Origin of the sequence: Mycobacteroides salmoniphilum (assembly GCF_004924335.1) — a bacterium.
Lineage (GTDB): Bacteria > Actinomycetota > Actinomycetes > Mycobacteriales > Mycobacteriaceae > Mycobacterium > Mycobacterium salmoniphilum.
This window is the reverse complement of record NZ_CP024633.1, coordinates 2891691-2916760: the sequence shown is the minus strand read 5'-3', so window position 1 is coordinate 2916760 and position 25070 is coordinate 2891691. Positions and strand designations below refer to the sequence as shown.

The window sequence follows — 25070 nt, the reverse complement described above, 5'->3', positions numbered from 1 at the left end:
TCGTCAACGAAGATGAGGGTGGTATCCGCACACATGGCAGTCAATAACCCCGTTGACGTTGTCGTCATCGGAGCCGGCATGGCGGGGCTGGGCATGGCCGCCAGATTGCGCCAGGCCCGGGTGGAAAGCCTGCTGATTCTCGAACAAGGTCCCGAGGTTGGCGGTTACTGGCGACGCAGCACATTTGCTCCCGTGACTGGCGACGAGTTGGCCGTCCAGCAGTCGTATGCGTTTTCGCCCAACACGTCTTCCCGTTCGGTGTGGGCCACCCGTGACGGCGTCCTGACGTATCACCGCGATCTCATCGAGCGACATGATCTCGAGCCGGTGCTGCGACTGCGGCATCGCGTGACGGCGCTTGCCTTCGAACCCGCGAAGGCCACCTGGCGGATCACGGTGGCGGGTAAGAAGTCGATCTACGCGCGACGAGTCGTCCTGGCGGTTGGTGCCGGAACATCGCCGTTGCCACCGGAACTCGACGGTATCGAGCAGTTCGATGGACCGATCCTGAGCACCGCGGACTGGGATCCGGACTTCGATTTCACCGGCCGTAATGTCGCGGTGATCGCCGCGGGGGCCAGCGCGGTGCACGTGGTGCCCGAACTGGTCAAGACGGCAGCGCGCGTGCGGGTGTTTCAGCGCACCCCAGATTGGGTGCTGCCACGCTGGGGTGCCGAATCGTCGAGCATGGTCGGACGGCTGCTCTCCCGTGCGTCGGGATCCATTGCGGGACGGTTGGCTAGCCGCTCGCATGACGCGCTGCGCCGCGGTCTGGTGTGGCGCGGAGTGGGCACCCGGTTTGTCGAGGCGGTGGCCGAGAACCACCTCAACCGCAATGTGAAGGACCCCTGGCTGCGTCGTAACCTGCTACCGGCCTACCGTGTGGGCAGCCGCCGGGTCCTTTTCTCCGATGACTTCTATTCTGCGGTGCAGCAAGACAATTGCAAGCTGGTGCCGTGGCCCGTCACGGGAGTGAGCGCCATCGGTGTGCGGTCGGCCGATGCCATGACTCACAAGGCCGACTGTCTGGTCTTCGCGCTCGATGCCCCGGAGGTGCTTATCGAAGCGCCCTTTGCCATCAAGGGGGCGGACGGCTCCACACTCGACGAGCATTGGGGCTCTCGGCCGAAGGCCTTCCGCGGTGTGAACGTGCCGGGATTCCCCAATCTGTTCTTGCTCACCGGCCCTGGTTCCGGGTCGAACGCGTTGGCGGGCCTATCGCATATTGAGGCGCAAATCGAGTATGTGGCGGCTTCTTTGGCTTTAGTTGACTCGTTGGCGTTTGTCTCCATCGAGGTGCGTCGAGAGTCTCTCGAACGTGAGCAGGCGCGTGCCGTTCGGCGATTCGATCGAACCACCTGGCGCGATGGTGCGTTCCGCTGGTACAAGACTGCGGAAACAGTCGCCAGCGAGCTCTTCCCAGGCACGACAAGTGAATTCCGGCGTGCGTTAGCCGATGTCGATGCCGCCGACTACAAGATCCTCACCCAGCAGGAACTCGATTCCGTCAATTCCGCGAAGTTAGGGGTAGCCCAATGACCGCCGTACTGCCAGACGAGCTGACCAGAGAGAACACCAAGGACATCTCGAAGAACGACGAGTTCTTTGAGAATGTCCTCGTCAAGATCAAGGCCAGGCAGTGGACACTGGCGGACTTCGACTGGGGCAAGCCAGGGGCCGAGACCATCAACCCCGAGCAGTTTGACGATCTCAAACAGTTCATGTCGGATCTGGTGTGGATTGAGCACATCGGCGGCCGCATGATGGGCACACTGGGTATCACTGCCCCGAACGACACACTGCGGGAGATCTACAGCTATTTCCACGCCGAGGAACAGCGGCATGCCAACGCCGAGATCGCACTGATGCGCCGGTGGGGCATGTTGGAGGAGGGCGAAATTCCGCCGCAGTCCGGGGACATCAAGGCCCTGCTGCAGGCGCTACGCGGGTTCGACAACCTCGGCGACCGGCGTCTCCCGTTCGTCTACATGGCCACCGTCATTCCGTTCTTCGAGGTGGGGCTCGATGGCGCCGTGCTGAAGTTCCTGTCCGGCGAGGTCGAGGATCCGCTGTTCCACGAGGTGTTCGCCAAGATCAACTCCGACGAATCACGGCACCTGGCAATCGGTTTCGCGGTCATGGACATGCTGGGTACCCGCAAGTTCTCCAGGATGCTGGTGGAGGATGTGGCGCCGCTGCTCAAGCCGGTGACTATTGTCCGTGCCGTCGGGTTGGCAAATCCTCACGTCATCCGGTTCGCGGGCTTCCTGACCCGGGTGGGTGATGCGATGCGGAACATGGGTATCGACACGATTCTGATTCAGCGTGCGTTCGATCGTTATGCCGAATCAGGAGGCCGCAAGAGCAGCAATGCCAGCCGGTTGCCGATCTTCCGGGTGCTGAGGTACCCGATCGTCAACAGCACCTACTTCACTGACTTCGATCATCCGCTGCACAAGGTGGGGCGCGCGGTGAACAGGTTCAACGACAAGGTGCCGTATCGCAAGAAGATCAAGACGCCGACGTGGACCAACGACCTCACCGCCGAGACCGCGGTGTAGGTGGTGCCGGCCTTCGAGCGACAGTTCCCCGGATTGACCGGGTGTGTCGCTCAGAGGCGGGCGCCTCGGAACATGTTCTCTAGACCAGCAGTTCCGCGGGATCGGTGAAGGGCAGCTCAAGATCCTCGGCGACATGGGCGTTCAGCAGCGCACCCTCATGTGTCGAGAGTCCCTTGGCCAGTGCGGCATCTTGTCGGCAGGCCTGCCGCCAGCCCTTGTCCGCCAGTGCCAGCACATACGGCATGGTGGCATTGGTCAAGGCGAAGGTGGACGTCCGCGGCACGGCGCCGGGCATGTTGGCCACGCAGTAGAACACGCTGTCGTGCACCGAATAGGTCGGCTCGTCGTGGGTGGTGGGACGTGAGTCGGCGAAGCAGCCGCCCTGGTCGATCGCGATGTCCACCAGTACCGAGCCCGGTTTCATCTGGGCTACCAGTGAATTCGATACGAGTTTGGGTGCCTTGGCACCCGGGATGAGCACGGCGCCGATCACCAGGTCGGCTCGTTTCACGGCGCCCTCCAAGTCCAGCGTGGACGAGTACCGGGTCCGGATGGTGCCCCCGAATTCGGCGTCCAGTTCACGCAGTTTGTTGAGGTTGACGTCGAAAACCGTGACGTGAGCACCCATTCCGGCGGCGATCCGCGCGGCGTTGTATCCGGCGACGCCCCCGCCGATGACGACCACGTCGGCGGGGCCGACACCCGGGACGCCGCCCATCACCAGGCCACGGCCGCCCACCGGAGTCATCAGGTGGTAGGCGCCGACCTGCGCGGAGAGCCGTCCGGCCACTTCACTCATCGGGGCCAGCAGGGGGAGTGCGGCCGATCCATCTGGACTGACGGTCTGCACGGTCTCATAGGCGATCGAGGTGGTTTCCGACTTCAGTAGCGCCTCCGTGCATGGCAGTGATGCGGCCAGGTGCAGGTAGGTGAAGAGAGTCTGTCCGCGACGCATCAGCGCGTACTCGGGCTCGATCGGTTCCTTGACCTTGAGTAGGAGGTCGGCCTCGGCCCAGATCTGTTCGGCGCCGTTGATGACCTGTGCGCCAGCGGCTTTGAAGTCCACATCGGATATCGAGGAGCCTTCGCCCGCGCCGGACTGGATGATCACCTCGTGGCCGCGTCGGGTTAGCTCGGCCACACCTGCCGGGGTGGTGGCCACGCGGTACTCGTTGTTCTTGATCTCGGTCGGGATCCCTACGCGCATCATTCTTCTCCTGTTCAGAACTAAGTCTCATGTTCAAGTGTGAAGAAGCGTCGATAAAGGCGCAATATTTGTGTGGAAGATTCGGTACATTGCAAAAATGGCCGCAAAATCACCGGAATCTCGGTACGACATGCCACCCACGCCGAATGATGTTCGGCGCGTGGATCTCGACGAGGTGGACCGCCGCATTTTGATGGAACTGCACGATGACGCACGTATACCCAACAGTGCACTCGCGGACGCAGTGGGGATCGCGGCGTCCACCTGTCATGGACGGGTCCGACGTCTTCAGGAAACCGGGGTGATCCGTGGATTCTTCACCGACGTCGACCCGGCCGCCATCGGCCGACCGCTGCAGGCCATGATTTCGGTCAGCCTGCAAGCCAACGCGCGAGGAAAGATCCGCACCTTCATCCGGGATATCCGTGAGCTGCCACAGGTCATCGACGTGTATTTCCTGGCTGGTGCCGACGACTACATCTTGCACGTGGCGGCCCGCGACACCGAGGACCTGAGATCCTTCGTGGTTGAGAAACTCAACGCACAGCCCGATGTCGCGGGCACGCAGACGTCATTGATCTTCGAGCATCTCCGCGGGGGAGCCCCCCTGTAGATATCGCCGATCAGCTGGTGGCCGGCGCCGGGTCCTCCACGACGTCATCGGCCGTACCTTCCTGGCCCACGATCCCGTTCTCGTCCACCTCGTACACGTGCGCTTCGGCGATGTTGAAGAAGGTGCCGACCACGCGCACCCGCCCGGATACCACGGCGCCGGCCAGGATCGGGTGGTGAATAAGGCGTTCCACCTGGATTGCCACATTCACGACGCCGAGCTGATCGACTTCGTTGAAGCCGTGTGCCTCCGCGCTGGATCGTGCCGGGTGGTGTTCCTGGAATGCGATGAGGCTGTCGCGGGCGTAGTCGAGCCAGCGTCCCACCGGGGTGGTCGGCGTATCGGTCGACTCGGTCAGCAGCGCCTTCATCGCTCCGCATGACGAATGCCCGCACACCACAACCGAACTCACATTCAATTGGTTGATCGCGAAGTCGAGCGACGCGTCCACCGAACCATCGGCGGGATCGGTGGGCACCACATTTCCCACATTGCGAATCGTGAACAGGTCGCCCGGCCCACTGGCCGTGATGACATTGGGCAGGATGCGCGAGTCGCCGCAGGTGAGGAACAGCGCGTCGGGATCCTGGTAGTCGGCCAGCTCGCTGACATGGGGTCGCAGGGCACCGGAACCGCGGTTGTTGTACTCGTTGATGCCGTCGATGATCGACGCACCCGCGCCGTCGTTCTCGCTGCGACGCCACGACCGCCACGGCACCAAACCAACAGCGCGTGAAACGAAATGCCGCTGGGGCCGGGTGGTGTGGGCGTGGTGCAGCTTGGCGTGTGAGGACTCGACGATCATCACCGTGCCGCCTGCGGCCTCGTGGGCGCGCTTCCAGTCGGAGATGGCCTCCGAGATGGCATGGTCGACGTAGTCGGCGTTGATCGCCAGCGTGACATGTGCGCCCGGGGGAACCGTGCTGAGCGTCTTGGTCAGTCGGGGGAGCGACAGGAAGCTCAGCGTGCCGTCGAGCTCGACATGCCACTGCCGCGATCCCTCAGTGCCGAATGGCCTGGCGTCCATGTGCGCCCGCATGACCCAGCCCACCAGAATGCCAATGGCCACCACGAGCCCGATGCCGACACCTTCGAGCAGGTTGAGGAACACGACACTGATCATGGTGATGGCATAGACAGCCAAATCGCCTGTGCGCCAAGCGAGCTTCATGTGAGCCAACTTGACCAGCTGGACACCGATGACGATCAGCAGGCCGGCCAGTGCGGCTTTGGGGATGAGCTGCACCACGCTGCTGAACAGCGAGGCGAACAGCAGTACCCAGGCACCGTGCAGGATGGCCGAAGCGCGAGTCTTCGCGCCCGCCGCCACGTTGGTCGAGCTGCGGACGATCACGCCGGTGATGGGCAGGCCGCCGAGGAAGCCGGACACCATGTTGGCGCTGCCCTGGCCGATCATTTCGCGATCGAAGTTGGTCCGGGGACCGGTGTGCAGCTTGTCGACGGCGACCGCGGACAGCAGTGACTCGACACTCGCGATGAGGGCGATGGTCAGCACACCCAAGAGCACTCCGGCCCAGTCGCCATCGACAGGTCCGGTCAGGGTCGGCAGGCTGAGAGCGTCAAAGAAGTTACCCGACAGGGAGATCCGCTCCGCTGGGGAGTTGGTGAGCGCCGCGAAGGCGGTCGCGACCACGATCGCGATCAGGGCACCGGGGATCATGCGAATCTTGGGCGGCAGCTTGGGCCACAGCAGCAGGATCGCGATCACCATCACACCGATGATGACGTCGGGCAGATGGTGGTTGAGGACGCCCTGAGGCAACGCCTTGAGGTTCTGCCAGGCGGAGCTCTGCGATGTGCCGCCCATGAGGACGTGGATCTGCTGTAGCGCGATGGTCACGCCGATACCGCCGAGCATGGCGTGCACCACCACCGGTGCGATGGCGAGTGCGGCGCGGGCGATCCGGCTCAGCCCGAACAGGATCTGCAGCAGGCCCGCACCAATGGTGATCAGGCAGGTCATCTGCCAGCCGAACTTGTTGATGAGCTCGGCCACTACGACGGTCAGGCCGGCGGCCGGGCCGCTGACCTGCAGCGGTGATCCGCCGATGGCGCCGGCGACGATGCCACCGACCACGGCCGCGATGAGACCCGCCATCAGCGGGGCACCGGAGGCGATCGCGATGCCGAGCGAAAGCGGCAGTGCGACGAGGAATACGACGAGGGAGGCCGGGAGGTCGTGCCGCAGATTCTGCAGTAACGACGGCTTCGAAGCCTGCTCGGTGACGGAAGTCGTCATGATCGGTAAGCCCTATCGGGATGAAGGGTCGCGGCAGCTGCGGCTAAACGCGTGCGCGACGAAGTGGATAGATCAGTGGATGAGACGCGTCTGACGGCGTCGTTGCCGTCACGGCGACGACTCAGCGTCGATCTATCCCGAGGGTGATAAGGCGTTGTCGTCCCAAGTTGTCGGGGGCTCGCGAGAACATGAAGCCTCGTGAGACCAGGAGCGCCAACAAGGTGGCGCCCAAGAGCGCCGTCATCACGATTGCGGCCGGAACCGGTATCGAGGTGGGTTGCTGGCGGATGCGCGTAGCGGTCGCGCTCAGCGGGCTCTTGACGTGCTCATGGACCTCTTCGGGCAGCAGGTTCGATGCTGGCGAAGTTCCCACGATCGCTGTTCGCCAGCCGAACGTCTGCCCGTGTGTGGCCGGTCCGAGGAAACACAGGGTCGCAAGGAGGGCAATCGCGACGCCACCCACACGCGCGTATCGCTTGCGGCCCGACATGGGTTCCAGAGTACCAGTGTGGGCTTCAAACTGGTCGTATCGCAGCTAGGGATATGTTTCTGAGAGGAACCTGAGAGCATCGCGTGGCCCCGGCAAATGGTTGCCAGAGTCGTGATTACCGTCACAGCCGGTTGCTCGGCCGACGAGGATTACACCCGATTGTGGGACCAAAAAAGGGGCTCAACCAGGAGTTGACATCCGCGCCTGGCAAATCGATCGAGTGATAGACACTGCGTAGCTCGAGTGAATGCCGTGTGGCGTCCTGGTGAACTTCCCTCGGTGCGGCAACACCACCCTCTTGATGTGCGTGGTTTTGGCGCTCGTAGTCGGGCGTCGCATCCGCCGTCTTGGCGTCGAGGATTAGGGTGACCGGCGTGACTAACATCGCGACCGGAGTGCTTGGAGCGCAGGGCAAGGTTGGCCAGGCCATGTGTCAGGCCGTGGAGGCGGCGGACGATCTTGACCTGGTGGCCGCCGTCGACAAGGACGACTCGCTGGAGGCGCTCACCGCCGCCCGCGTCGTCATCGACTTCACCCATCCCGACGTCGTCATGGACAATTTGAAGTTCCTGATAGGCAACGGTATTCATGCCGTGGTCGGCACCACCGGCTTTACCGACGAGCGGCTGGACCAAGTGCGGGCCTGGTTGGCGGACAGCCCGGGAACGGCTGTGCTGATCGCCCCGAACTTCGCGATCGGCGCCGTGCTGTCGATGAAATTCGCCCAGCAGGCCGCCCGATTCTTCGAATCTGTGGAGGTCATTGAGCTGCACCACCCCAACAAGGCGGACGCTCCCTCCGGGACAGCGACGCGAACGGCACGCTTGATCGCCGAGGCGCGTCAGGGATTGCCGCCAAGCCCCGATGCGACCAGCACCGGGATCGAGGGAGCTCGTGGCGCCGATGTCGATGGGGTGCGGGTGCACGCGGTGCGTGTGGCCGGACTCGTTGCCCATCAGGAGGTGCTGTTCGGTACGACCGGTGAGACCTTGACCATCCGCCACGACAGCATCGACCGGTCGTCCTTCGCGCCGGGTGTGCTGCTGGCGGTGCGTAACGTCGCGGCCCGGCCCGGCCTCACGATCGGCATCGAGCCCCTGCTGGAGCTGTAGTGTCCGCCGCAGCCCGGATCAAGATCCTCATCGCATTCATGTGTGCGGCGATGGTCGTCTACTTCCTGATCCTGGGTCGAATGGGTGTCGCATTGATCGAGAGCGGGAAGCCCGCGGCGATCGGTATGGGTATTGGCGTGCTGATCCTTCCGTTCATCGGTGTGTGGGCGATGATCGCCACGTTGCGTGCGGGTTTCGCGCATCAGCGGCTCGCGGGTCTGGCCATCGAGTTGGGGCGTGATCTGGATGTGAGCGCTCTGCGTAGGACGCCGTCGGGGCGCGTCAATCGTGAGGACGCCGACGCGCTCTTTGTGGCGGTGAAGGCAGAGGTCGAGGCAGAACCCGACGATTGGGTGGGGTGGTACCGGCTGGCGCGCGCGTATGACTATGCGGGGGACCGGGGCCGTGCGCGCGAGACCATGCGCACCGCCGTAGAGATGCAGCAGGACGCGGCCCGATGATGCGGCTGCTGGTGGTGCACCACACCCCGTCGCCGGCGACCCGAGAACTGTTGGAGGCGGTGCTGGCGGGCGCGAGGGACCCCGACATCTCCGGAGTCGAGGTGGTCGCCCGGCCCGCTCTTGCCGCGACGATCCCCGACATGCTGGACGCCGACGGCTACTTGTTTGGCACCACCGCGAATTTTGGGTACATGTCCGGTGCCCTCAAACACTTCTTCGACACCGTCTACTACCCGAGCCTGGACCATGTCGCCGCACGCCCCTATGGCGTGTGGGTGCACGGCAACAACGACACGGTGGGCGCGGCATCCGCGGTGGACAAGATCGTGACCGGACTGGCGCTGGAGAAGGCGGCTGACGTGCTCGAGGTGGTTGGGCCGATCGACGCATCCGTGCGCGAGCAGGCCTATAACCTTGGCGGCACGCTCGCCGCGATCTTGATGCATTGAGGAGACTGGCATGCCCGGACTTGCCGAACTTGCCCTGGGGGCCGCGCCCATCGCCGGGGGTGCCCTGCTGGGAGCGGTGGCGGGCAATCTCAAGCCCCCGGACTTCCGGGCGTTGATCGCCAAAGACCTCGATCTGCTCGATCGCATCCCCGTGGAGCAGACCGAACGTCGCGCCGCGTTCCAGCGCACCATCGATCAGCGGATCGACGATCTGATCGCCAGCACCGATCGCAGCCGTTCGTTGCGCGAGGCCGCTTTCTCCTACGGGGGCAGCTGGCGCGACATCCTGGTGTTCGTCGGGGCCGTTCTGTTCACCGTGATCTGGTGGAACATCGAGCACACCCGGACCAACTGGCTGGTCATGTTCCTGGTGATGTTGGCATTGACGCTGGTCGCGGGGTTCTATGCGCTGCGCACGACGCTGCGCGGGCTACACAGCCTGGGTGGAAGACTGCGACATCGATCCTCGGAAACCTCGTAGCCGCAGGGTTGGCAATTCGGTGGCACATTCGAATCTGTCATATTCGGAATAGTCTGTTAAATCGGGCTCCGGAGATTACGAAATATTAATAGAGATGAATCTCTGGATATGCGGAGTATCCATATCACGGACATAGAATAACGCTCATCTATTCAGTCCATATGAAATCGGAATTCGCCTTGAACGTCACACTACGCACGGCCGAAACCGTCGATATTCAGCGGATGCTCTCGGTGGCAGAGTCGGAATTGAACCATCTGCGCAAGTACACAACCATCTGGTACGTGGCCTGGCTGCGGGGTGACCTGGACGTCGCCGCATTGAGTGCCGCAGCGACGGTTCTGCAACGCAAGCACCCTTTCCTCGCGGCACGCGTCGATCCCGTCGGCCGTCGCTTTCGGGTCACCACCGAGCCCGTACGAGCCTCCGCGGTATCCATGCGGGCTGAGCCGCTCGACGATGTCGCAACGCTGCCGGTGCTTTCGCTCGATGCTGGAACGTTCGCGGTCCTGGTCCATCCACGGGAAGCCGGTAGCGCGGTCGCGGTGGGGGTAGATCATTCGATCGCGGACGCGCGCCTGAGTTACGTCTACTTCCACGAATTGTGGGAGCTCTACACCCATATCGTGATGACGGGCGAAGCTCCTCAGGCGCAACGCCAGCCGATTCCAGTGGCCCCGGAGTCCGCGATGGAGAGCCGGGGCCTGCTGCGAACCACGCTTCCGGTCAAACACTGGTTCGGCGACACGGCCTGGGGCGGTCAGCCGCAGGAAAACCCCACCGCACCGCGAACCGTGCTGGGGTGGAAGCAACGCTTCGACTCGGAGGTGTCCGCCGCGTTGCGCGCCGCGGCGCGGCAACGCCACACGACCGTGAACACGCTCATCACCGGTGTCATCGCACTGGCGGAACGTGCGCTGATCCCGGTCGACGACGATGCGCCGGTGAACCTGGGCTTCGAGTCACTCGTGGACTATCGCAAGCACCTGACACCTCCCGCCGAACTCGGCGAGATCGCCAACGGAATCATGATCGCGCGAAGTCAAGTGATGGTCCGCGTAAACGATGACCCTGTGCAGATCGGCGCCGAAGTGGCACGTCAAATCCACGAGGACATCGACAGCGGATTTCTCCTGCAGAGCGTGCACCACATCGGTGACGGGTTCTTGGCGGGTGATTTCGGGCCATTCATCCGGATCACCAATCCTGGAATTCTGCCCATCCCGCCCTTGCCGGCGGAGCTGTTCCTGGAGGACTTCGACGCCCAGCTCAGCACGCCGCGAACCACGATCACGGACGGTGCATCCGTGCCGCAGGCATCCCGCTACGAGGTCTACTCCATCGGCGACGAGTTCACCATCGTGTGCAAATTCCCCGCCGAATCGCTGACCGATACACAGCTGCGCGTGCTGCGCGCGGACATCGTCGCGCGGGTTCACACACTTGCGAAACGATAGAAGGCGCTCTGTGCAGGGCGCTCTCGGTGCGTCGGGGACCCGGCATCGTCGGAGCCGGGAAGTAAGCTAGCCGCGTGCCCGTTCCCACTCCTTACGAGGATCTGTTGCGTCTCGTGCTCGACCAGGGCACGCCCAAGTCGGATCGCACCGGCACCGGCACGCGCAGCGTCTTCGGTCACCAGCTGCGCTATCGCCTGGACGACGGCTTCCCGCTGATCACCACCAAGAGGGTTCACCTGAAGTCGGTGATCTACGAGCTGCTGTGGTTCCTGCGCGGCGAATCCAATGTCCGCTGGCTCCAGGAGCGCGGGGTCACCATCTGGGACGAGTGGGCATCGGAGGCAGGCGAGTTGGGTCCGGTGTACGGGGTGCAATGGCGATCCTGGCCCACCCCGTCGGGGGAGCACATCGACCAGATCAGTGCTGCGCTCGACCTGCTGCGCGCCGACCCCGATTCACGCCGCAACATTGTCTCGGCCTGGAACGTCGGCGAGATCCCGCAGATGGCGCTGCCACCCTGTCACGCCTTTTTTCAGTTCTATGTCGCCGACGGCAAGCTGAGCTGCCAGCTGTATCAGCGCAGCGCCGACCTGTTCCTCGGAGTTCCGTTCAACATCGCCAGCTATGCGCTGCTCACCCACATGATGGCAGCACAGGCGGGGCTCGGAGTGGGCGACTTCGTGTGGACCGGCGGTGACTGCCATATCTACGACAACCACGTCGAGCAGGTCACCGAGCAGCTCAGCCGCGATCCCTATCCGTATCCCAGGCTGGTTCTGGCGCAGCGTGATTCGATTTTCGACTACGAATACGAGGACATCACGGTCGAGAACTATCAGCATCATCCGGCCATCAAGGCGCCTGTCGCGGTATGACGGGAACGATCGGGCTGATCTGGGCACAATCCCGCGACGGCGTCATCGGTGCGGATGGCGCCATCCCGTGGCGGCTACCGGAAGATCAGACGCGCTTCAAGGCAATCACTATGGGGCACACGGTGATCATGGGGCGCAAGACCTGGGAGTCGCTGCCCTCCAGTGTTCGGCCGCTGCCGGGGCGGCCCAATATCGTGCTCACCCGGGATGCGTTGTTCGAACCGGACGGCGCATTGGCCGTCGGATGCTTGGACGCCGCGTTGGCTGCCTCCGATGAGGCCCCCTGGGTCATCGGAGGCGGGGAAATCTACCGGCTGTTCCTGCCGTTGGCGCAGCGATGCGAGGTGACCGTGGTGGACGCCGATGTGCCGGGCGATGCCCTCGCGCCGGAGCTCGACGAGAGTTGGGTGGTCGAGGGAAATGATTGGCAGACAAGCGCATCCGGATTGAGGTACCAGTTCCTGAGCTACCGGAAGGTCGATGGGTGAAGCGTGCCCTGCTTCTCGTGACCGTCATGGTGTGGGTGCTCACCGGCTGCAGTCGCGTCATTGACGGAACCGCGTCGGCACCCGCGGAGGCGGCGGGCTGGGGGAGTAGCCAGGGCGCCGGTGTGACGGTGGGCGGCGCCGGTGACGTCGCCACCGGGATCACCGTGTTCGTCGATTTTCAATGCCCGTTCTGCCAGCGATTCGAAGCCGAATACGGCGAGGAGATCACGAAGTACGTCACCGAGGGACGACTGCAGGTGACCTATCGACCGGTGAGCTTTCTGGACCCGATCTCGGCCAGTGGCGACTATTCGTCGCGGGCCGCGGCCGCCCTGTTCCTGATCGACAGGTCGGGTGCCGCGGACCCTGTGATCCAGGGTTTCATCGGTGAGATGTTCCGGAGGCAACCGGCCGAAGGCGTGGGCAACCTCACCAATCTCCAGATCAGCGACATTGCCGCCGGGGTCGGAGTGACGGGCGATGTGCTGCACGATATTTCATCTCTTCAGGTCAGCGATGCCGATCGCCAACGAACAGCGGGTAATGAGCAGCAGCTGACGGATCACGGCCTGGGCGGCGTCCCCGCCGTCATCGACAGCTCGGGGGAGATGGTGGACCCGTCCGACGCCGACTGGCTGGCCCGCCTTGTGGGAACGCGTTGAGCCGCTCGACATTGAACGTCGCGCAGGCGCGCCGCATCGCGATCGCGGCGCAGGGCTTCACCGGTCCGTCCGCGACTTCGGTGACCCGTGCGCACGTGCGCAAGCTCATCTCAAGAATCCAGGTGCTGCAGCTGGATTCGGTATCGGTCGCGGTGCGTGCCCACTATGCGCCGGTGTTCAGCAGGCTCGGGCCCTACGATCGCACGCTTCTCGACGACGCCGCCTGGAGTCACAGCGCGCGCACGCCACGGCTACTCATCGAGTACTGGGCGCACGAGGCGGCGCTGATGTCCATCCAGGACTGGCCGCTGATGCGATGGCGTATGCGCGAGTACCAGCATGGGCGATGGGCGCGAAAGTTCGTTGAGGAGAATCCGCGCCTGGTCGAGGAGGTTCTCGCCGCCGTCGCCGAGCTCGGGCCGTGCACGGCCGGACAGATCGAGGCCCACCTGGAGCGGGAAGCACCGGGACGCAAGGGCCCGTGGTGGGACCGCAGCGAGACCAAGTGGATTGCCGAAGCCCTGTTCTCCTCGGGTGAGCTGACCACCGATAAACGCGTCGGGTTCTCGCGGCATTACCAGCTGGCGCACAAGGTGATTCCCGCGGACATCTACCGACGCGAGGTCTCCGATGAGGAGGCGGTGCTGGAACTCACCCGCCGGGCGGTGCGTGCGCTGGGCCTGGGAACTGAAGCTGACATCCGCGACTACTTCCGGCTCGCGGCGGGACAGATCAAACCGGCGCTGGCCGCGCTCGCCGATGCGGGGGAAGTGGAGAAGGTGGCCGTCGACGGGTGGAACGCGCCGGCTTATCTGGACCCCGGGCAGACGATTCCACGCGTGGATCGTGGCACCGCGCTGCTGTGCCCCTTTGATCCGCTGATCTTCTTCCGTCCCAGGGTCGAGCGCCTCTTCGACTTTCACTATCGCATCGAGATCTACACCCCGGCACCCAAGCGGCAGTACGGCTATTACGTCTGGCCGTTTCTGCTCGACGGGCATCTTGTCGGCAGGGTCGACCTCAAGGCCGATCGTGCGGCCGGGACCCTCAACGCCATCGGGGCGTTCGCGGAACAGGGGCAGGATCCCTCGCGCATCGCCGGGCCGTTGGCCGAACAGCTCCGCACCATGGCGTCGTGGCTCGGTCTTGAGGGCGTCGCCGTCGGGAAGCGCGGTGACGTGGTCAAGCCCCTGGGCGGCGTCCTTCGAACGACACGGTGACCAGGTCGGCGACCTTCAGTGATCCCATCGCCATCGAAAACGGCTTCACCCGATAGGCCCGCTGTGACACCTCCGTGGTCAGGCTCAGCTGCTTGCCTTCACCGTCGTCGGTGGCGGCAAGGTCGATATCGACCATCTGGGTTGTCCCGTGAATGGTCAGGGAGCCATGCATGCGATAGCCCGCGACCGCCTCGGTGATCGTCTCGGCACGGAATTCGATAGTGGGAAATCGCTTGGCATCCAGTGTCTTCAGCGCGTTGGCCCGCACGACTGCCTTCTCCGGTGTGCTCAGGGGTGTCAGGCCGCCCTCGCCACTGTCGACTCGCAGGGAGTTCACATCGACAACAAGGGTGGCGGACGCTGGTTGGCCATCGGCTTCCTCCACCGAGATGGTCCAGGAGTCCATGACGATCGTGAGACGGTGGCCTATCCGGGCCGCGCGTCCGGTGACGCCGGTGCGCAGGGTTAGCGTGCCGTGCTCGGGTCCGAGCGTCCAGGAGCTCACCGGCCGATCGTAAAGGTGGGGCCTATCGCGTCGGCGGGGAGCCGACCGGCAGCGGTTTGCGCCACTGATCGGCGTGCACTTCGATCCTGGCCTTCCCCGACCCGGACCACGACGTGTCCAGGCCGAAGTGCTGCGCCAGTTGCACAATGCGGCGGCCCACGATGGCGTCGGTTCGTTCGTGAACCTGGGCCTCGGCATCCGGCTCGTTGCGCTGATACGCCTCCAGCAGGTCTGTCGGCAACCCAGGGTGGGCGCGAAACGCGCTGTACCCCAAGTAAAGAATTGGATTGTCGTCGGCAAGGCGCAGTGCATCTTGCTCGTGGAAAGCCCACTGGTGGTAGCGGTACCAATCGGGCGGATCCGGATTGATGGTGCGCTCGAAGTCGATCTCGGAGGTGCCGCAGGTTCTGCAGCAGGCGAAGCACATGCGCGCGAGGATGCCCTCGGATTCCAGGTGGGCGAACGTGTACTGGAGCCGGCCGTAGTCGCCGGTGTCGGCCCACGTCGCCTGTTCGGCGAGACGCTCGTTCCACATCTGCTGCACCAGGGCCGCGGCCTCATCGGGATCGACCTGGCCGGAATCGTCCACCCACTCGGCGACAGACTCTGCTACCTCGTCCCGTGACCAGAAGCCGGCGACGAGATACTGGCGGATGAAGCCTCGCAGCTCATCGCGATCGCCGGTTTGCCATTCGAGGATGCGCACACGTCAAAGCTAGCTGGGGGAGTTGCGGAATGCATATCGAGACCGTCGGCGGGCTTGTGCCGGTGATCGGTCGGCCACGACCGCCGATAGGGTGTGGCGCGTGGCAGAGATCGTGCCGCTGCGCGTGCAGCTGATAGCGAAGACCGACTTCATCGCACCTCCGGATATCGACTGGAGTACCGATGCCGATGGCGGCTCGGCGCTCGTCGAATTCGCCGGCCGGGCCTGCTATCAAAGCTGGTCCAAGCCCAACCCGCGCACCGCCACCAACGAGAGCTATCTGCGCCACGTCATCGAGGTGGGACATCTCTCGCTGCTCGAGCACGCCTCGGTCACCTTCTACATCACCGGAATCTCCCGGTCGTGCACGCACGAGCTGATCCGCCACCGCCACTTCTCCTACTCGCAGCTGTCGCAGCGATTTGTCCCCGAGGCGGACTCCAACGTGGTGCTACCGCCTGCCGTCGAGGATGATCCCGAGCTGGTGGAGCTGCTGCGCACGGCCACCGATGCCAGCCGTGCGGCCTACGTCGAGCTCCTGGAGAAGCTGGAATCCAAGCTCGCCGACGTCCCCAATGCCGTGTTGCGGCGTAAGCAGGCGCGACAGGCGGCCCGGTCGGTGCTGCCCAATGCCACCGAGACCCGCATCGTCGTCACCGGGAACTACCGGGCCTGGCGGCACTTCATCGCCATGCGCGCCAGCGAGCACGCCGACGTGGAGATTCGCCGGCTGGCGATAGCCTGCCTGCGTCAGCTCGCCGACCTGGCGCCGTCGATCTTTGGCGACTTCGACATCGCAACCTTGGCCGACGGCACCGAGGTCGCGATCTCCCCGTTGGTTTACGAGGGATAAGACACACGGGTCACGGCATATTCACTTGGTCGCGGCGGGTATTCTCATGCCGTGACAGCAGGCGAAACAGTGGCGCGGCTCGGCACCGTGCTCACCGCGATGGTGACTCCTTTTGATGCCGATGGCGCCCTTGACGTCGATACCGCGGTCCGGTTGGCCGCGCATTTGGTCGACGCCGGGTGTGACGGGCTGGTGCTCTCCGGCACCACCGGCGAGTCCCCCGTTACTTCCGACGCCGAGAAGCTGACCCTGCTGCGCGAGGTGGTGGCCGCCGTGGGCGACCGCGCGCGTGTCATCGCCGGGTCTGGCACCTACGACACCGCGCACAGCATCAAGCTCTCCCGTGAGTGCGAGGCCGCGGGGGCCGATGGGTTGCTGGTCGTCACCCCGTACTACTCGCGACCCTCACAGGCCGGGCTGCTGGCACATTTCACCGCAGTCGCCGACGCGGTGAATGTGCCCGTTATCTTGTACGACATTCCGCCGCGCTCGGTCATCCCGATCGACTTCCACGTCATCCGTGAGCTCGCCGCACACCCGAACATCGTGGCGGTCAAGGATGCCAAGGGTGATCTACATGGCGGTGCTCAGGTCATCGCCGGTACCGACCTCGTCTACTACTCGGGTGACGACCCGCTGAACCTGCCCTGGCTGTCGGTGGGCGCGGTCGGATTCGTCAGCGTCATATCGCATTTCGTCGCGGGGCCGCTGCGTGAGTTGCTGGCCGCCTACAACGCCGGCGATGTAGAGACGGCCCGCAAGCTCAATGCGCAGGTCGCGCCGGTGACCGAGGCCTGCAGGCGTCTGGGTGCCGTGGGGGCCGTGAAGGCCGGGCTTCGGTTGCAGGGCATCGAGGTGGGCGATCCCCGCCTGCCGAATGTTCCGCCGAGCCCGGAGCAGATCGAGGGATTGGCCGTGGATATGCGCGCTGCCGGGGTGCTGTAGGTGGCTCTCACCCCACCCGATAACCTGCGTGCGCCCGGACCGCTCGCCGAGGGCGCGCTGCGTGTCACTGCACTGGGCGGTATCAGCGAAATCGGCCGCAACATGACGGTTTTCGAGCTGCGTGGCCGTCTGCTCATCATCGACTGTGGAGTGCTCTTCCCGGGTCATGAAGAGCCCGGCGTGGACCTGATTCTCCCGGACATCCGCCTTATCGAAGATCGCCTCGACGATGTCGAGGCGCTGGTCCTCACGCATGCGCACGAGGATCACATCGGGGCCATCCCGTTCCTGCTCAAGATGCGCCCCGATATCCCCGTCGTCGGTTCGGCGTTCACGCTGGCGCTGGTGGAGGCCAAGTGCCGCGAACACCGCATCACCCCGCGATTCGTCAAGGTCGCCGAGGGGGAGCGGTCCACCCACGGCGCCTTTGAATGCGAGTACTTCGCGGTCAACCATTCCATTCCGGACGCCCTTGCCATTGCCGTGCACACCGAGGCCGGGACGGTCCTGCACACCGGCGATATCAAGCTTGATCCGCTGCCCCCGGACCGCCGCCCGACCGACTTGCCGGGACTGTCCGGGCTGGGCGACCGGGGAGTCGACCTGTTCCTCGTCGACTCCACCAACTCCGAGATTCCGGGTGTGGGCCCGTCGGAGAGTGAGATCGCCCCGACGCTCAACCGGCTCATCGAGACCGCCCGCGGACGGGTGATCATCGCGTGTTTCGCCAGCAATGTGGCCCGGGTGCAACAGATCATCGACGCCTCGGTGGCGCACGGCCGGCGCGTCGCACTGGTAGGCCGATCGATGGTGCGCAACATGGGCATTGCGCGCGATCTGGGCTTCCTCGATATCGATGATCGCAATCTTATCAACGTGGAAGCCGCGAACGAGCTTGCGCCGCAACGGGTTGTGATGGTCACCACCGGTACACAGGGTGAGCCGATGGCGGCGCTGTCGCGGATGGCACGTGGCGACCACCGCCAGATCACACTCACCACCGACGATTTGGTCATCCTGTCCTCGTCGTTGGTGCCCGGAAACGAGGAGGCGGTTTACGGCATCATCGACGCTCTCGCGAAGGTGGGCACCCGGGTGGTCACGAATACCCATGCACGGGTCCATGTTTCGGGCCACGCCTACGCGGGGGAGTTGCTGTACCTGTACAACGCGGTGCGGCCACGCAATGTGATGCCGGTGCACGGCACCTGGCGGCACCTGCGTGCCAATGCGGGGCTCGCCGTCAAGACCGGTGTGGACGACAACCGAATCGTGCTGGCGGAGAACGGTGTGAGTGTCGACCTGCACAACGAGCGCGTGCGCATCTCCGGTCGTGTGCCGGTGGGCAAGATGTTTGTCGACGGCCTGGTCGACGGTGACGTATCTGATGTCACTGTGGGAGAGCGCCTGGCCCTGGGTGGCGGGGGATTCATCGCGATCACCGTCGCGGTGCGCAGTGACGGGCGTGCCGTCGGCAGGCCGCAGCTGTTCTCACGCGGCTTCTCCGATGATGCCAAGGCGCTCGATCCGGTCACCGAACTCGTTATTGCGGAGTTGAATTCTCTTGCCGAACAGTCGGTTACCGATACCGGCCGCATCGCGCAGGCTGTGCGGCGCGTGGTGGGCAAGTGGGTTGGCGAGAAGTACCGCCGTCAGCCGATGATCGTGCCCACTGTGCTGACGGTGGGCTAGATCTTTTCGGCGAGCACGGTCCGTTCCAGTTCGGTGGTCGAGAGGTCGCGTCCAACGGGTGTCAGATAGCGCTCCTGGAAATCGGGACCGCTGACATCTTCGACTACCCGCCAGCCGTACTCGGCGAGCAGGGGTGTCACCGCACCGGGGGCGAGGCCGAACATCCATACCTGGCTGCGTATCCGAAACCTTTTGTACAGAATCGTGTTCCCGTAGAGGTTCGAACCATCGATGAAATCGCGTTGCACGTAGGTGAAGGCCAGACGGCTGCCCGGTGCAGCCCTGCTCAGGTAGTCGAGTGTCGACCGGACCGCCGGTTCGGGAATGTATTGCGTGACGCCCTCCCAGATGAAGAAGGTACGTGCGGTGACGTCGTGCCCGGCCCGGCGTAGCGCGTCGGCCAGGTTGTCGTGCTGGAATTCGACAGGAACAAGGTGCACCGACGGCGGCACTACGCCGACCGCCTTCTGGATCGCGCGCCGTTTGGCCGCGATGTTCACCGGTTGATCGACCTCGAACACCGGTATCGGTGAGCTTCGGGCCAGTCGGCATCCCCGGGTGTCCATTCCGGCGCCCAAATTGACAACCGATTCCACTGTGCCTGCCCACGAGGCGAGTTGGTCATCGATGTAGCGCTTACGGCACACGAAGATCGACCAGGCGCCCTGGCCGCTGCGCTCACCCAGCCTGATCAACAGTTTCCGCAGCTTCGTCCAGGCCGTGGCACGAACAAACCACCGCAATCCGGCGGGCAGGATCCGTACCGCCAGGTCGTCATCGACGATCCGGGACCCGCGCGGCTCGTGCTGCTCGATCGCCACAATGACCATCGGGCCGTATGCGGTCTGTGCCGCGGGATTTGTCCGTGCCACCTCTAGCGCCTGTTGGTGAAACCGGCGTCGACCGGGAGCGCGACACCGGTGACGTACCGGGCGTCCTCCGATACCAGCCAGGCCACCGCGTTGGCCATATCCTCGGGCGGCATGAGAACCACCGGCAAGGCATGCCCGGTATCGGACATGCCTTCGGGCGCGCCGTTGGCGAACAACTCCTCGGTCACCGGATTCACCAGCATGGGCGTCGCGACACCACCCGGATGAATCGTGTTTACCCGAATATTGTGTGGCGCAAGCATGTTGGCATAGGACCGCATGAGCCCGACCAACCCGTGTTTGGCGGCGGTGTAGGCCAGCCCGCCCGGGGTGTTCATCACCATGCCGGTCAGTCCGGCTACCGAGCTGGTCAGCACGATCGAACCGCCGGCACCGCGCTCCACCATCGACGGCCGGGCCACCTCGATGGTGTGATAGACGCCGGTGAGGTTGACGTCGAGCACATCGGTCCAGCCCTGCTCGCCGCTTTCGGGAGTGAGGGTGGCGATGCCGGCGTTCGCGATCACGATGTCGACCGGCCCGAGGGCCTCGACGCCGGCATCAAAGGCTGCCTGCAGCGCATCCCGGTCACGTACATCGGTCTCGTGTGCCGAGATGACGCGCCCCAGGGCGTCGACCTCCTTGACGGTCAGGTTCAGGTCCTCCGTGGTGGCCATCGGGTACTCGACCGAGGGGATCTGTGCGCAGATATCGACCGCGATGATGTTGGCTCCCTCCGAAGCCAGCTTGATCGCGTGGGCGCGGCCCTGTCCGCGGGCCGCGCCGGTGATAAAGGCGACCTTGCCGTCTAGCTTGCCCATATCAGTGGGTCAGATCGCCCTTGGCGGGATCGCCTGCTGGAAGTGCTTCGGCGACAACGATTTCCGGAGCTTGGCTGAGCAGCGGGCCTACCTTGCCGAACATCGCGGTGACGGCGGGCGCCTTCCCGTGTTCCGCCAGGGCCTCGTTGCTTGCCCAGGACTCCACGAAGACGAAGCGATCATGTGCCTCATGCAGGGAGTAGAGATTGCAGCCAGGCTCGTCGTGCACCTGGGGGATGGTCTCGAGAAGCGCGGCACGGACCTCGTCGCGCTTGTCCGGCTGGGGATACAGGAACGCCACCACAGTGGGCATGGAACACCTCTCGTCGTTGGGAGTCGATCGAATTCCACCGTACCGAAACGGTGTCGAGTGACCATCGGTCGATAGGCTGTGCGGGTATCAAGGGAGGGATATGACCGATCAACACCCTGTGACAGGGCTACCGATCCGCACCGAGGTTGTCCTCACCGAGGATGGACGAGGCAAACTTACCAAGGGCGCGCTCCGTACAGTGGCACGATCATGGGGCGTCTGGATTCTGATTGTTGGGGCCGTGCTGTACGTCGCGTTCTTCTTCGTGTTTGTTGATGTTTTCGCGGGTGTGGTGATCCTGATCGTCGTGGTCGCGGCGGCAGCCCTGATCGCGTCGAGAATTCGATCTCGTACTCGGCTGTCCATGCAAGCGATCCCGGCTGGGACGGTGCAGCGCGCCGAGTTCGGAGCGTCAGACTTTACGTACTGGGTGCTGCGTCCAACGACGAATGCTTTGCTTGGGCAATCGTTTCTGACCACTCGGCTCATGGTCCTGCGTGACTACGCTGAGATCAAGAACGTTGTGGTGAACGGCGATGCCGTGGGAATCCTGTTCTCGGCTCGGCCGGGGACACGTGAAGCCTTCCCTCGTGAACTATTCCCCGACCAAGCTCTGGGACTGATGTCCCGCTACACCAAGGTCATCGGGAAGTGGTCGCCTCCACCGGCACCGACGAATTGATCCAGACGGAGTACTCGTCGAGTGCGGCATTGAGACGCTCGCGATCAACGCGCGTGCCGATCTGTTGGGCCCCGACCAGGACGCTGAATCCGATGCGGGCCAGGGTGTCCGCCCGGCCGGGTTCGAACCCGGCCTCGATGTAGTGCTTGGTGAGATGTTTGTGCCGTACCTGGTCCACGCGGTGCTGTGCCGCAGCGACATAGCGGTCCGCCATCGCCCAGGCGCGAATGGCCTTCTCGACCTCGTGATCTCCTTCGCGCGCGGCTTGTTCCAGTACGACCAGCCGTTCCCGCGGGTTGGCCACCTCGTCTACGCGTCGGCGCTGCGCGGTAGTGACGTCGTTCTCCCAGTAGTCGATGACGGCCCGGTAGAAGCCGGCGCCGCTGCCGAAGTGGTGGTACAGCGAGCCTGTTGTCACGCCGATTCTTCGGCATACCGCCGTCGTGGTGAGCGCGGGTTTCCCGCCCGCGGCCAGTAGTTCGAACGCGGCGGTGAAGTAGTCATGACGGGAGACCTTCTCGGTCATGTATCCGACCATAGATGAATCTACGTGCGAGGGGAAGGCGAAAGCACAAAGGTAGCTGCATCTATTTGGATGGGTTTTTCAGTTAACTACTTGTGTATGATTTATCACGTGGTACTGCACGCGGACTGCGTAGTGTAGCGATACTGGGAAATAGGGGAGAGGCAATTAATGTCGCGTAAATTGTTTGCGATGGTGGGCGCGGTAGCAGGTTTGGCGATGTCGGTGGGGGCGGCGCTGCCCGCCGCGGCGGACCCGCCGAAGAATCCGTACCCGGATACCAGCAAGTACGCCAAGCTGGATTTCGAGGGGTTCCGTATCGCCGACAAGCCCGGCCTATGGTTCTCCACGCCGTTCGGCCTGGACTGCGGGATCTGGGAGGACAGCAGCTTCGGGTGCACCGGTGCCATAGCGGGCGCTCCCGGCGGCGCCAACCAGGTTGGCTGGTTCAGGGGAGAGTCGGCGGCGCACTTCGATAACACTGGGCAGCCGCGGTTCTCCTCGGGGCAGGCACAGCGTGTGTTGCCGGCCAACAACTACATCGAACTCGGCAGCACCCGCTGCGCCACGACGCCGGAGAACAACGTGTACTGCACCGGTGGCGGCAACTATGCGAGTTACTCGAACCAGTTCATGGTGTCACCCGGCAAGACGTGGCTGGGTGCCCAGAATTAGGCGCTGACGCGTGGGGCGTGCGGCACCGGGCATCCTGCCGGTGTCGCCGCCGTCGCGTCGTGGTGGGTGTATGAGGTGTCGTGCATGCCGCCGAGCTTGGCCAGCGCCTGATTGATGACCGTCGCCGACCACCACAGCAGCTCGCCATTGCGTTGTTGTGCACGGCGTTTGGCGCCGGGCAGGCTGTCGGTCAGGCGGCGCAACTGGACGTTGGCGTGTACCGCGATACCCGTCAGCCACGTCCACGGCTGCAGCCGGGCGTCGCGCAGGGGAGTGGCGCGCACGAGTGCCCGCACCAGATCCTCACCGCCGTAGTACGCGGCGACACCGAGAACCGGAGTGAACACGAGCCGGCCAATGCGTCCCGCCATCCCCTTGTCGACAAAGCCGAATGCCGCAGTCATCATGACGTCGGTCCATTCGGAGGGGCCGCCGGCGTAGGCGACCATGTAGTCCATGGTCTCCATCCCCTCGGCCACGGATTTGGGAATCAGTTCCTCGGCCACACCGAACACGTAGGCGATGTACGCCCAATACATCACGGCGGCTTCAAGATCGGCGGTGCTGCGAGTGCGCCCGTGCTGATGGTCGATCAGCGGCGGGATGAGCCCGAAGGTCATCGCGGCACCCATCATCATGGAATTGGAAATCGGGTTGCCGTGGTGGGCGAACTGTTCGTCGCCCCAGGAGCGCCGGAGTCCGGCACGCACCTGTGCATGCATCAGACGTACCAGGACGGTGTCCTTGAATGGCTGCGAAGAGCGTTCCAGAGCACCGCGATAAGTCATCTTGCGAAACCACGCGGTGGTTTCCAGGTTGCGGCGCAGGGTGTCGTTGACGAATCGTCCGGTCGCGCCGGTGGCGTAGGCGACCTCATCGCCCACAAACGTGCCGAAGGTGTCGCCAAATCCCATACCGAACTTGGCCGCCAACGAGGAGTTGTTCCACAGCTGTCGCCCGCGTTCCCAGAGCGCGGGGTCATACCACGCGGGTGGATTGTCGAGCTGCTCGAACAGCGCGACGAACTCCGCCGGCGGATTCTCTATCGACTCGATGCCGTGATCGAGGGCTCGGGTGAGCATCGCCCGACCCTGGCGTGCGGGCATCTTGCGGATGCGGTCCACGACCGCGTCCATCAGTTCGTCGCCCTGCCAGAGGTGATCGACCAGCAGCCGGGTGCGCGGCGTCTCCCTGGGGATCTCGTGGAAGTCCATCCACGGCGCCAGGATGTCCCTGCGGGACTGAGTCCACATCGCATCGAATCGCAACCGGGCAGGTGCGGGGCGTAGGTCCATGCCCGCCCGCCAGTAGTAGTCGTTGGGATGGGTGCTGACCGTCGATAGGGCGCCATTGCCACTCATGGGGACAGGCTAGCGAGCACCGGGCCATGTTGGCAACACTCATTGTCAAGTGTCTGGCTGATTTTCCCTCGCGGGGTCGGCGGGGTCAATAGAATCGGCCTCGCTATTTTGCTGACTCGGTAACCACGAATTTCGGGAGGGGTTGGGATGCGGCTGTTGACTCGGTTGGCGGGCATCATCGCGCTGACACTGGGACTTTTCGTCGGATCGGTGGCCTCCGCGGTGGCGGATCCGGACATCTCGGGAGACCCGAATCCGTATCCCGACGTCAACAACATCACCAAGTTCAAGCAGGCCGATTTTGAGCAGTTCCTCCGTGATGACACCGACGGGGCCTGGTTCGCGACTCCTCGTGGGTTGATCTGTGCCATCTGGATCGACGGGAGCTTTGGCTGCAACGGTGCGTTCCCCGGGGCGCCCGCAGGCACGAACCAGGTGGCGTGGTTCCCGGGCGATTGGCGTGCCCATTTCGACAGCACCAGCGAGCCGCAGTTCACTTCCGCGACGCGTCCACCGGTGCTCACGCCGGGTAACTACTTCAACTACCGTGCCGTCAAATGTGCCGTCACGAAAGATGAGGGCGTCTACTGCTTCCGCGGTCATTCAGCCAGCAGTTACAACGGCGACCAGTTCTACATCGCGGCGAATCAGTCGTGGCTGGGCGAGACCAAGCCCCGTCCGGACCGCTAGGCCGGGTTTTTCAGGTCACGAGACGGTCTCAGCGCGGCCTCGCGCAGGTGACAAAACATTTGCTTACTAGCGGTTTTACCCGTGTTGCAGATGGTG

Annotated in this window: 28 protein-coding genes; 18 read left to right on the top strand and 10 right to left on the bottom strand. The window is 64.1% G+C overall.

From position 1 onward, the window contains the following. The first annotated feature begins 18 nt into the window (after positions 1 to 18). A complete protein-coding gene (locus tag DSM43276_RS14485) occupies positions 19 to 1539 on the top strand; it encodes a flavin-containing monooxygenase (protein ID WP_078330203.1) in 1521 nt (506 codons plus the stop codon). Next, positions 1536 to 2561: a hypothetical protein gene (locus tag DSM43276_RS14480; RefSeq protein ID WP_078330143.1), complete on the top strand. Its 1026-nt coding sequence runs from the start codon at positions 1536 to 1538 to the stop codon at positions 2559 to 2561. The genes DSM43276_RS14485 and DSM43276_RS14480 overlap by 4 nt, the downstream gene beginning before the upstream one ends. A 79-nt stretch (positions 2562 to 2640) precedes the next feature. Here DSM43276_RS14480 and ald read toward each other — a convergent pair whose 3' ends face one another. Next, on the bottom strand, positions 2641 to 3768 hold the full coding sequence (gene ald, locus DSM43276_RS14475; RefSeq protein WP_078330202.1) for an alanine dehydrogenase: 1128 nt from the start codon (positions 3766 to 3768) through the stop codon (positions 2641 to 2643). A gap of 97 nt (positions 3769 to 3865) precedes the next feature. Between ald and aldR the strand changes: the two genes are divergently transcribed. After that, positions 3866 to 4381 (top strand): HTH-type transcriptional regulator AldR, encoded by a 516-nt coding sequence (gene aldR, locus DSM43276_RS14470; protein WP_078330142.1) that lies wholly within the window; start codon positions 3866 to 3868, stop codon positions 4379 to 4381. Between the two features lie 10 nt (positions 4382 to 4391). Here the strand turns inward: aldR and DSM43276_RS14465 are convergent, their stop codons facing one another. Together DSM43276_RS14465 and DSM43276_RS23875 are read right to left on the bottom strand one after the other, a co-directional pair. After that, a complete protein-coding gene (locus DSM43276_RS14465) occupies positions 4392 to 6641 on the bottom strand; it encodes a SulP family inorganic anion transporter (protein ID WP_136629090.1) in 2250 nt (749 codons plus the stop codon). Between the two features lie 121 nt (positions 6642 to 6762). Beyond that, positions 6763 to 6987 (bottom strand): hypothetical protein, encoded by a 225-nt coding sequence (locus DSM43276_RS23875; protein ID WP_078330201.1) that lies wholly within the window; start codon positions 6985 to 6987, stop codon positions 6763 to 6765. Between the two features lie 527 nt (positions 6988 to 7514). Between DSM43276_RS23875 and dapB the strand changes: the two genes are divergently transcribed. The 9 genes from dapB (at position 7515) to DSM43276_RS14415 (ending at position 14336) form a co-directional block, all read left to right on the top strand. After that, the gene (dapB, locus tag DSM43276_RS14455; protein ID WP_169053112.1) at positions 7515 to 8243 is read left to right on the top strand and encodes a 4-hydroxy-tetrahydrodipicolinate reductase; all 729 of its coding nucleotides are present in this window, start codon (positions 7515 to 7517) and stop codon (positions 8241 to 8243) included. After that, the gene (locus tag DSM43276_RS14450) at positions 8243 to 8704 is read left to right on the top strand and encodes a hypothetical protein (RefSeq protein ID WP_078330140.1); all 462 of its coding nucleotides are present in this window, start codon (positions 8243 to 8245) and stop codon (positions 8702 to 8704) included. The genes dapB and DSM43276_RS14450 overlap by 1 nt, the downstream gene beginning before the upstream one ends. Next, the gene (locus DSM43276_RS14445; protein WP_078330139.1) at positions 8701 to 9153 is read left to right on the top strand and encodes a flavodoxin family protein; all 453 of its coding nucleotides are present in this window, start codon (positions 8701 to 8703) and stop codon (positions 9151 to 9153) included. Before DSM43276_RS14450 ends, DSM43276_RS14445 begins: the two co-directional genes overlap by 4 nt. A 10-nt stretch (positions 9154 to 9163) precedes the next feature. Then, on the top strand, positions 9164 to 9634 hold the full coding sequence (locus DSM43276_RS14440) for a hypothetical protein (RefSeq protein ID WP_078330138.1): 471 nt from the start codon (positions 9164 to 9166) through the stop codon (positions 9632 to 9634). Positions 9635 to 9795: 161 nt separating this feature from the next. Continuing rightward, positions 9796 to 11091, top strand: a complete 1296-nt coding sequence (locus tag DSM43276_RS14435) for a phthiocerol/phthiodiolone dimycocerosyl transferase family protein (protein ID WP_412458673.1) — start codon at positions 9796 to 9798, stop codon at positions 11089 to 11091. A gap of 74 nt (positions 11092 to 11165) precedes the next feature. Then, the gene (locus DSM43276_RS14430; protein WP_078326712.1) at positions 11166 to 11966 is read left to right on the top strand and encodes a thymidylate synthase; all 801 of its coding nucleotides are present in this window, start codon (positions 11166 to 11168) and stop codon (positions 11964 to 11966) included. Further along, positions 11963 to 12454 (top strand): dihydrofolate reductase, encoded by a 492-nt coding sequence (locus DSM43276_RS14425; protein ID WP_078330137.1) that lies wholly within the window; start codon positions 11963 to 11965, stop codon positions 12452 to 12454. Before DSM43276_RS14430 ends, DSM43276_RS14425 begins: the two co-directional genes overlap by 4 nt. Before the next feature lie 26 nt (positions 12455 to 12480). After that, positions 12481 to 13116: a DsbA family protein gene (locus DSM43276_RS14420; RefSeq protein WP_078330198.1), complete on the top strand. Its 636-nt coding sequence runs from the start codon at positions 12481 to 12483 to the stop codon at positions 13114 to 13116. After that, the gene (locus tag DSM43276_RS14415) at positions 13113 to 14336 is read left to right on the top strand and encodes a winged helix-turn-helix domain-containing protein (protein ID WP_109556145.1); all 1224 of its coding nucleotides are present in this window, start codon (positions 13113 to 13115) and stop codon (positions 14334 to 14336) included. Before DSM43276_RS14420 ends, DSM43276_RS14415 begins: the two co-directional genes overlap by 4 nt. Here the strand turns inward: DSM43276_RS14415 and DSM43276_RS14410 are convergent. Next, positions 14299 to 14841, bottom strand: coding sequence for a YceI family protein (locus DSM43276_RS14410; RefSeq protein WP_078330135.1), 543 nt, complete (start codon positions 14839 to 14841; stop codon positions 14299 to 14301). The genes DSM43276_RS14415 and DSM43276_RS14410 overlap by 38 nt on opposite strands. Positions 14842 to 14863: 22 nt before the next feature. After that, the gene (locus DSM43276_RS14405; RefSeq protein ID WP_078330134.1) at positions 14864 to 15547 is read right to left on the bottom strand and encodes a DUF6891 domain-containing protein; all 684 of its coding nucleotides are present in this window, start codon (positions 15545 to 15547) and stop codon (positions 14864 to 14866) included. Between the two features lie 100 nt (positions 15548 to 15647). On the opposite strand from DSM43276_RS14405, the gene thyX reads away from it, so the two are divergent. The 3 genes from thyX (at position 15648) to DSM43276_RS14390 (ending at position 19037) form a co-directional block, all read left to right on the top strand. Next, the gene (gene thyX, locus DSM43276_RS14400; RefSeq protein ID WP_078330197.1) at positions 15648 to 16400 is read left to right on the top strand and encodes an FAD-dependent thymidylate synthase; all 753 of its coding nucleotides are present in this window, start codon (positions 15648 to 15650) and stop codon (positions 16398 to 16400) included. A 69-nt stretch (positions 16401 to 16469) separates the two neighbouring features. Next, positions 16470 to 17345: a 4-hydroxy-tetrahydrodipicolinate synthase gene (gene dapA, locus DSM43276_RS14395; RefSeq protein WP_078330133.1), complete on the top strand. Its 876-nt coding sequence runs from the start codon at positions 16470 to 16472 to the stop codon at positions 17343 to 17345. After that, entirely contained in the window at positions 17346 to 19037 is a 1692-nt protein-coding gene (locus tag DSM43276_RS14390; RefSeq protein WP_078330132.1) for a ribonuclease J, read from the top strand. Here the strand turns inward: DSM43276_RS14390 and DSM43276_RS14385 are convergent. The 3 genes from DSM43276_RS14385 to DSM43276_RS14375 are packed head-to-tail and all read right to left on the bottom strand — an operon-like array spanning position 19034 to position 21043. After that, a complete protein-coding gene (locus DSM43276_RS14385; RefSeq protein WP_078330131.1) occupies positions 19034 to 19909 on the bottom strand; it encodes an SAM-dependent methyltransferase in 876 nt (291 codons plus the stop codon). The two genes, DSM43276_RS14390 and DSM43276_RS14385, sit on opposite strands and share 4 nt — an antisense overlap. A gap of 2 nt (positions 19910 to 19911) precedes the next feature. Beyond that, positions 19912 to 20730: a mycofactocin-coupled SDR family oxidoreductase gene (locus tag DSM43276_RS14380; protein ID WP_078330130.1), complete on the bottom strand. Its 819-nt coding sequence runs from the start codon at positions 20728 to 20730 to the stop codon at positions 19912 to 19914. 1 nt (position 20731) lies between these two features. Beyond that, positions 20732 to 21043, bottom strand: a complete 312-nt coding sequence (locus tag DSM43276_RS14375) for a putative quinol monooxygenase (RefSeq protein ID WP_078330129.1) — start codon at positions 21041 to 21043, stop codon at positions 20732 to 20734. A 100-nt stretch (positions 21044 to 21143) separates the two neighbouring features. Between DSM43276_RS14375 and DSM43276_RS14370 the strand changes: the two genes are divergently transcribed. After that, positions 21144 to 21725 (top strand): hypothetical protein, encoded by a 582-nt coding sequence (locus DSM43276_RS14370; protein ID WP_078330128.1) that lies wholly within the window; start codon positions 21144 to 21146, stop codon positions 21723 to 21725. Here the strand turns inward: DSM43276_RS14370 and DSM43276_RS14365 are convergent. Then, positions 21685 to 22251 (bottom strand): TetR/AcrR family transcriptional regulator, encoded by a 567-nt coding sequence (locus DSM43276_RS14365; protein ID WP_078330196.1) that lies wholly within the window; start codon positions 22249 to 22251, stop codon positions 21685 to 21687. The genes DSM43276_RS14370 and DSM43276_RS14365 overlap by 41 nt on opposite strands. Positions 22252 to 22419: 168 nt before the next feature. On the opposite strand from DSM43276_RS14365, the gene DSM43276_RS14360 reads away from it, so the two are divergent. Further along, on the top strand, positions 22420 to 22923 hold the full coding sequence (locus tag DSM43276_RS14360; protein ID WP_078330127.1) for a hypothetical protein: 504 nt from the start codon (positions 22420 to 22422) through the stop codon (positions 22921 to 22923). Here DSM43276_RS14360 and DSM43276_RS14355 read toward each other — a convergent pair. Continuing rightward, positions 22920 to 24284 (bottom strand): oxygenase MpaB family protein, encoded by a 1365-nt coding sequence (locus DSM43276_RS14355; RefSeq protein WP_078330126.1) that lies wholly within the window; start codon positions 24282 to 24284, stop codon positions 22920 to 22922. The two genes, DSM43276_RS14360 and DSM43276_RS14355, sit on opposite strands and share 4 nt — an antisense overlap. Positions 24285 to 24431: 147 nt before the next feature. On the opposite strand from DSM43276_RS14355, the gene DSM43276_RS14350 reads away from it, so the two are divergent. Next, positions 24432 to 24974 (top strand): hypothetical protein, encoded by a 543-nt coding sequence (locus DSM43276_RS14350; RefSeq protein ID WP_078330125.1) that lies wholly within the window; start codon positions 24432 to 24434, stop codon positions 24972 to 24974. Positions 24975 to 25070: the final 96 nt, after the last annotated feature.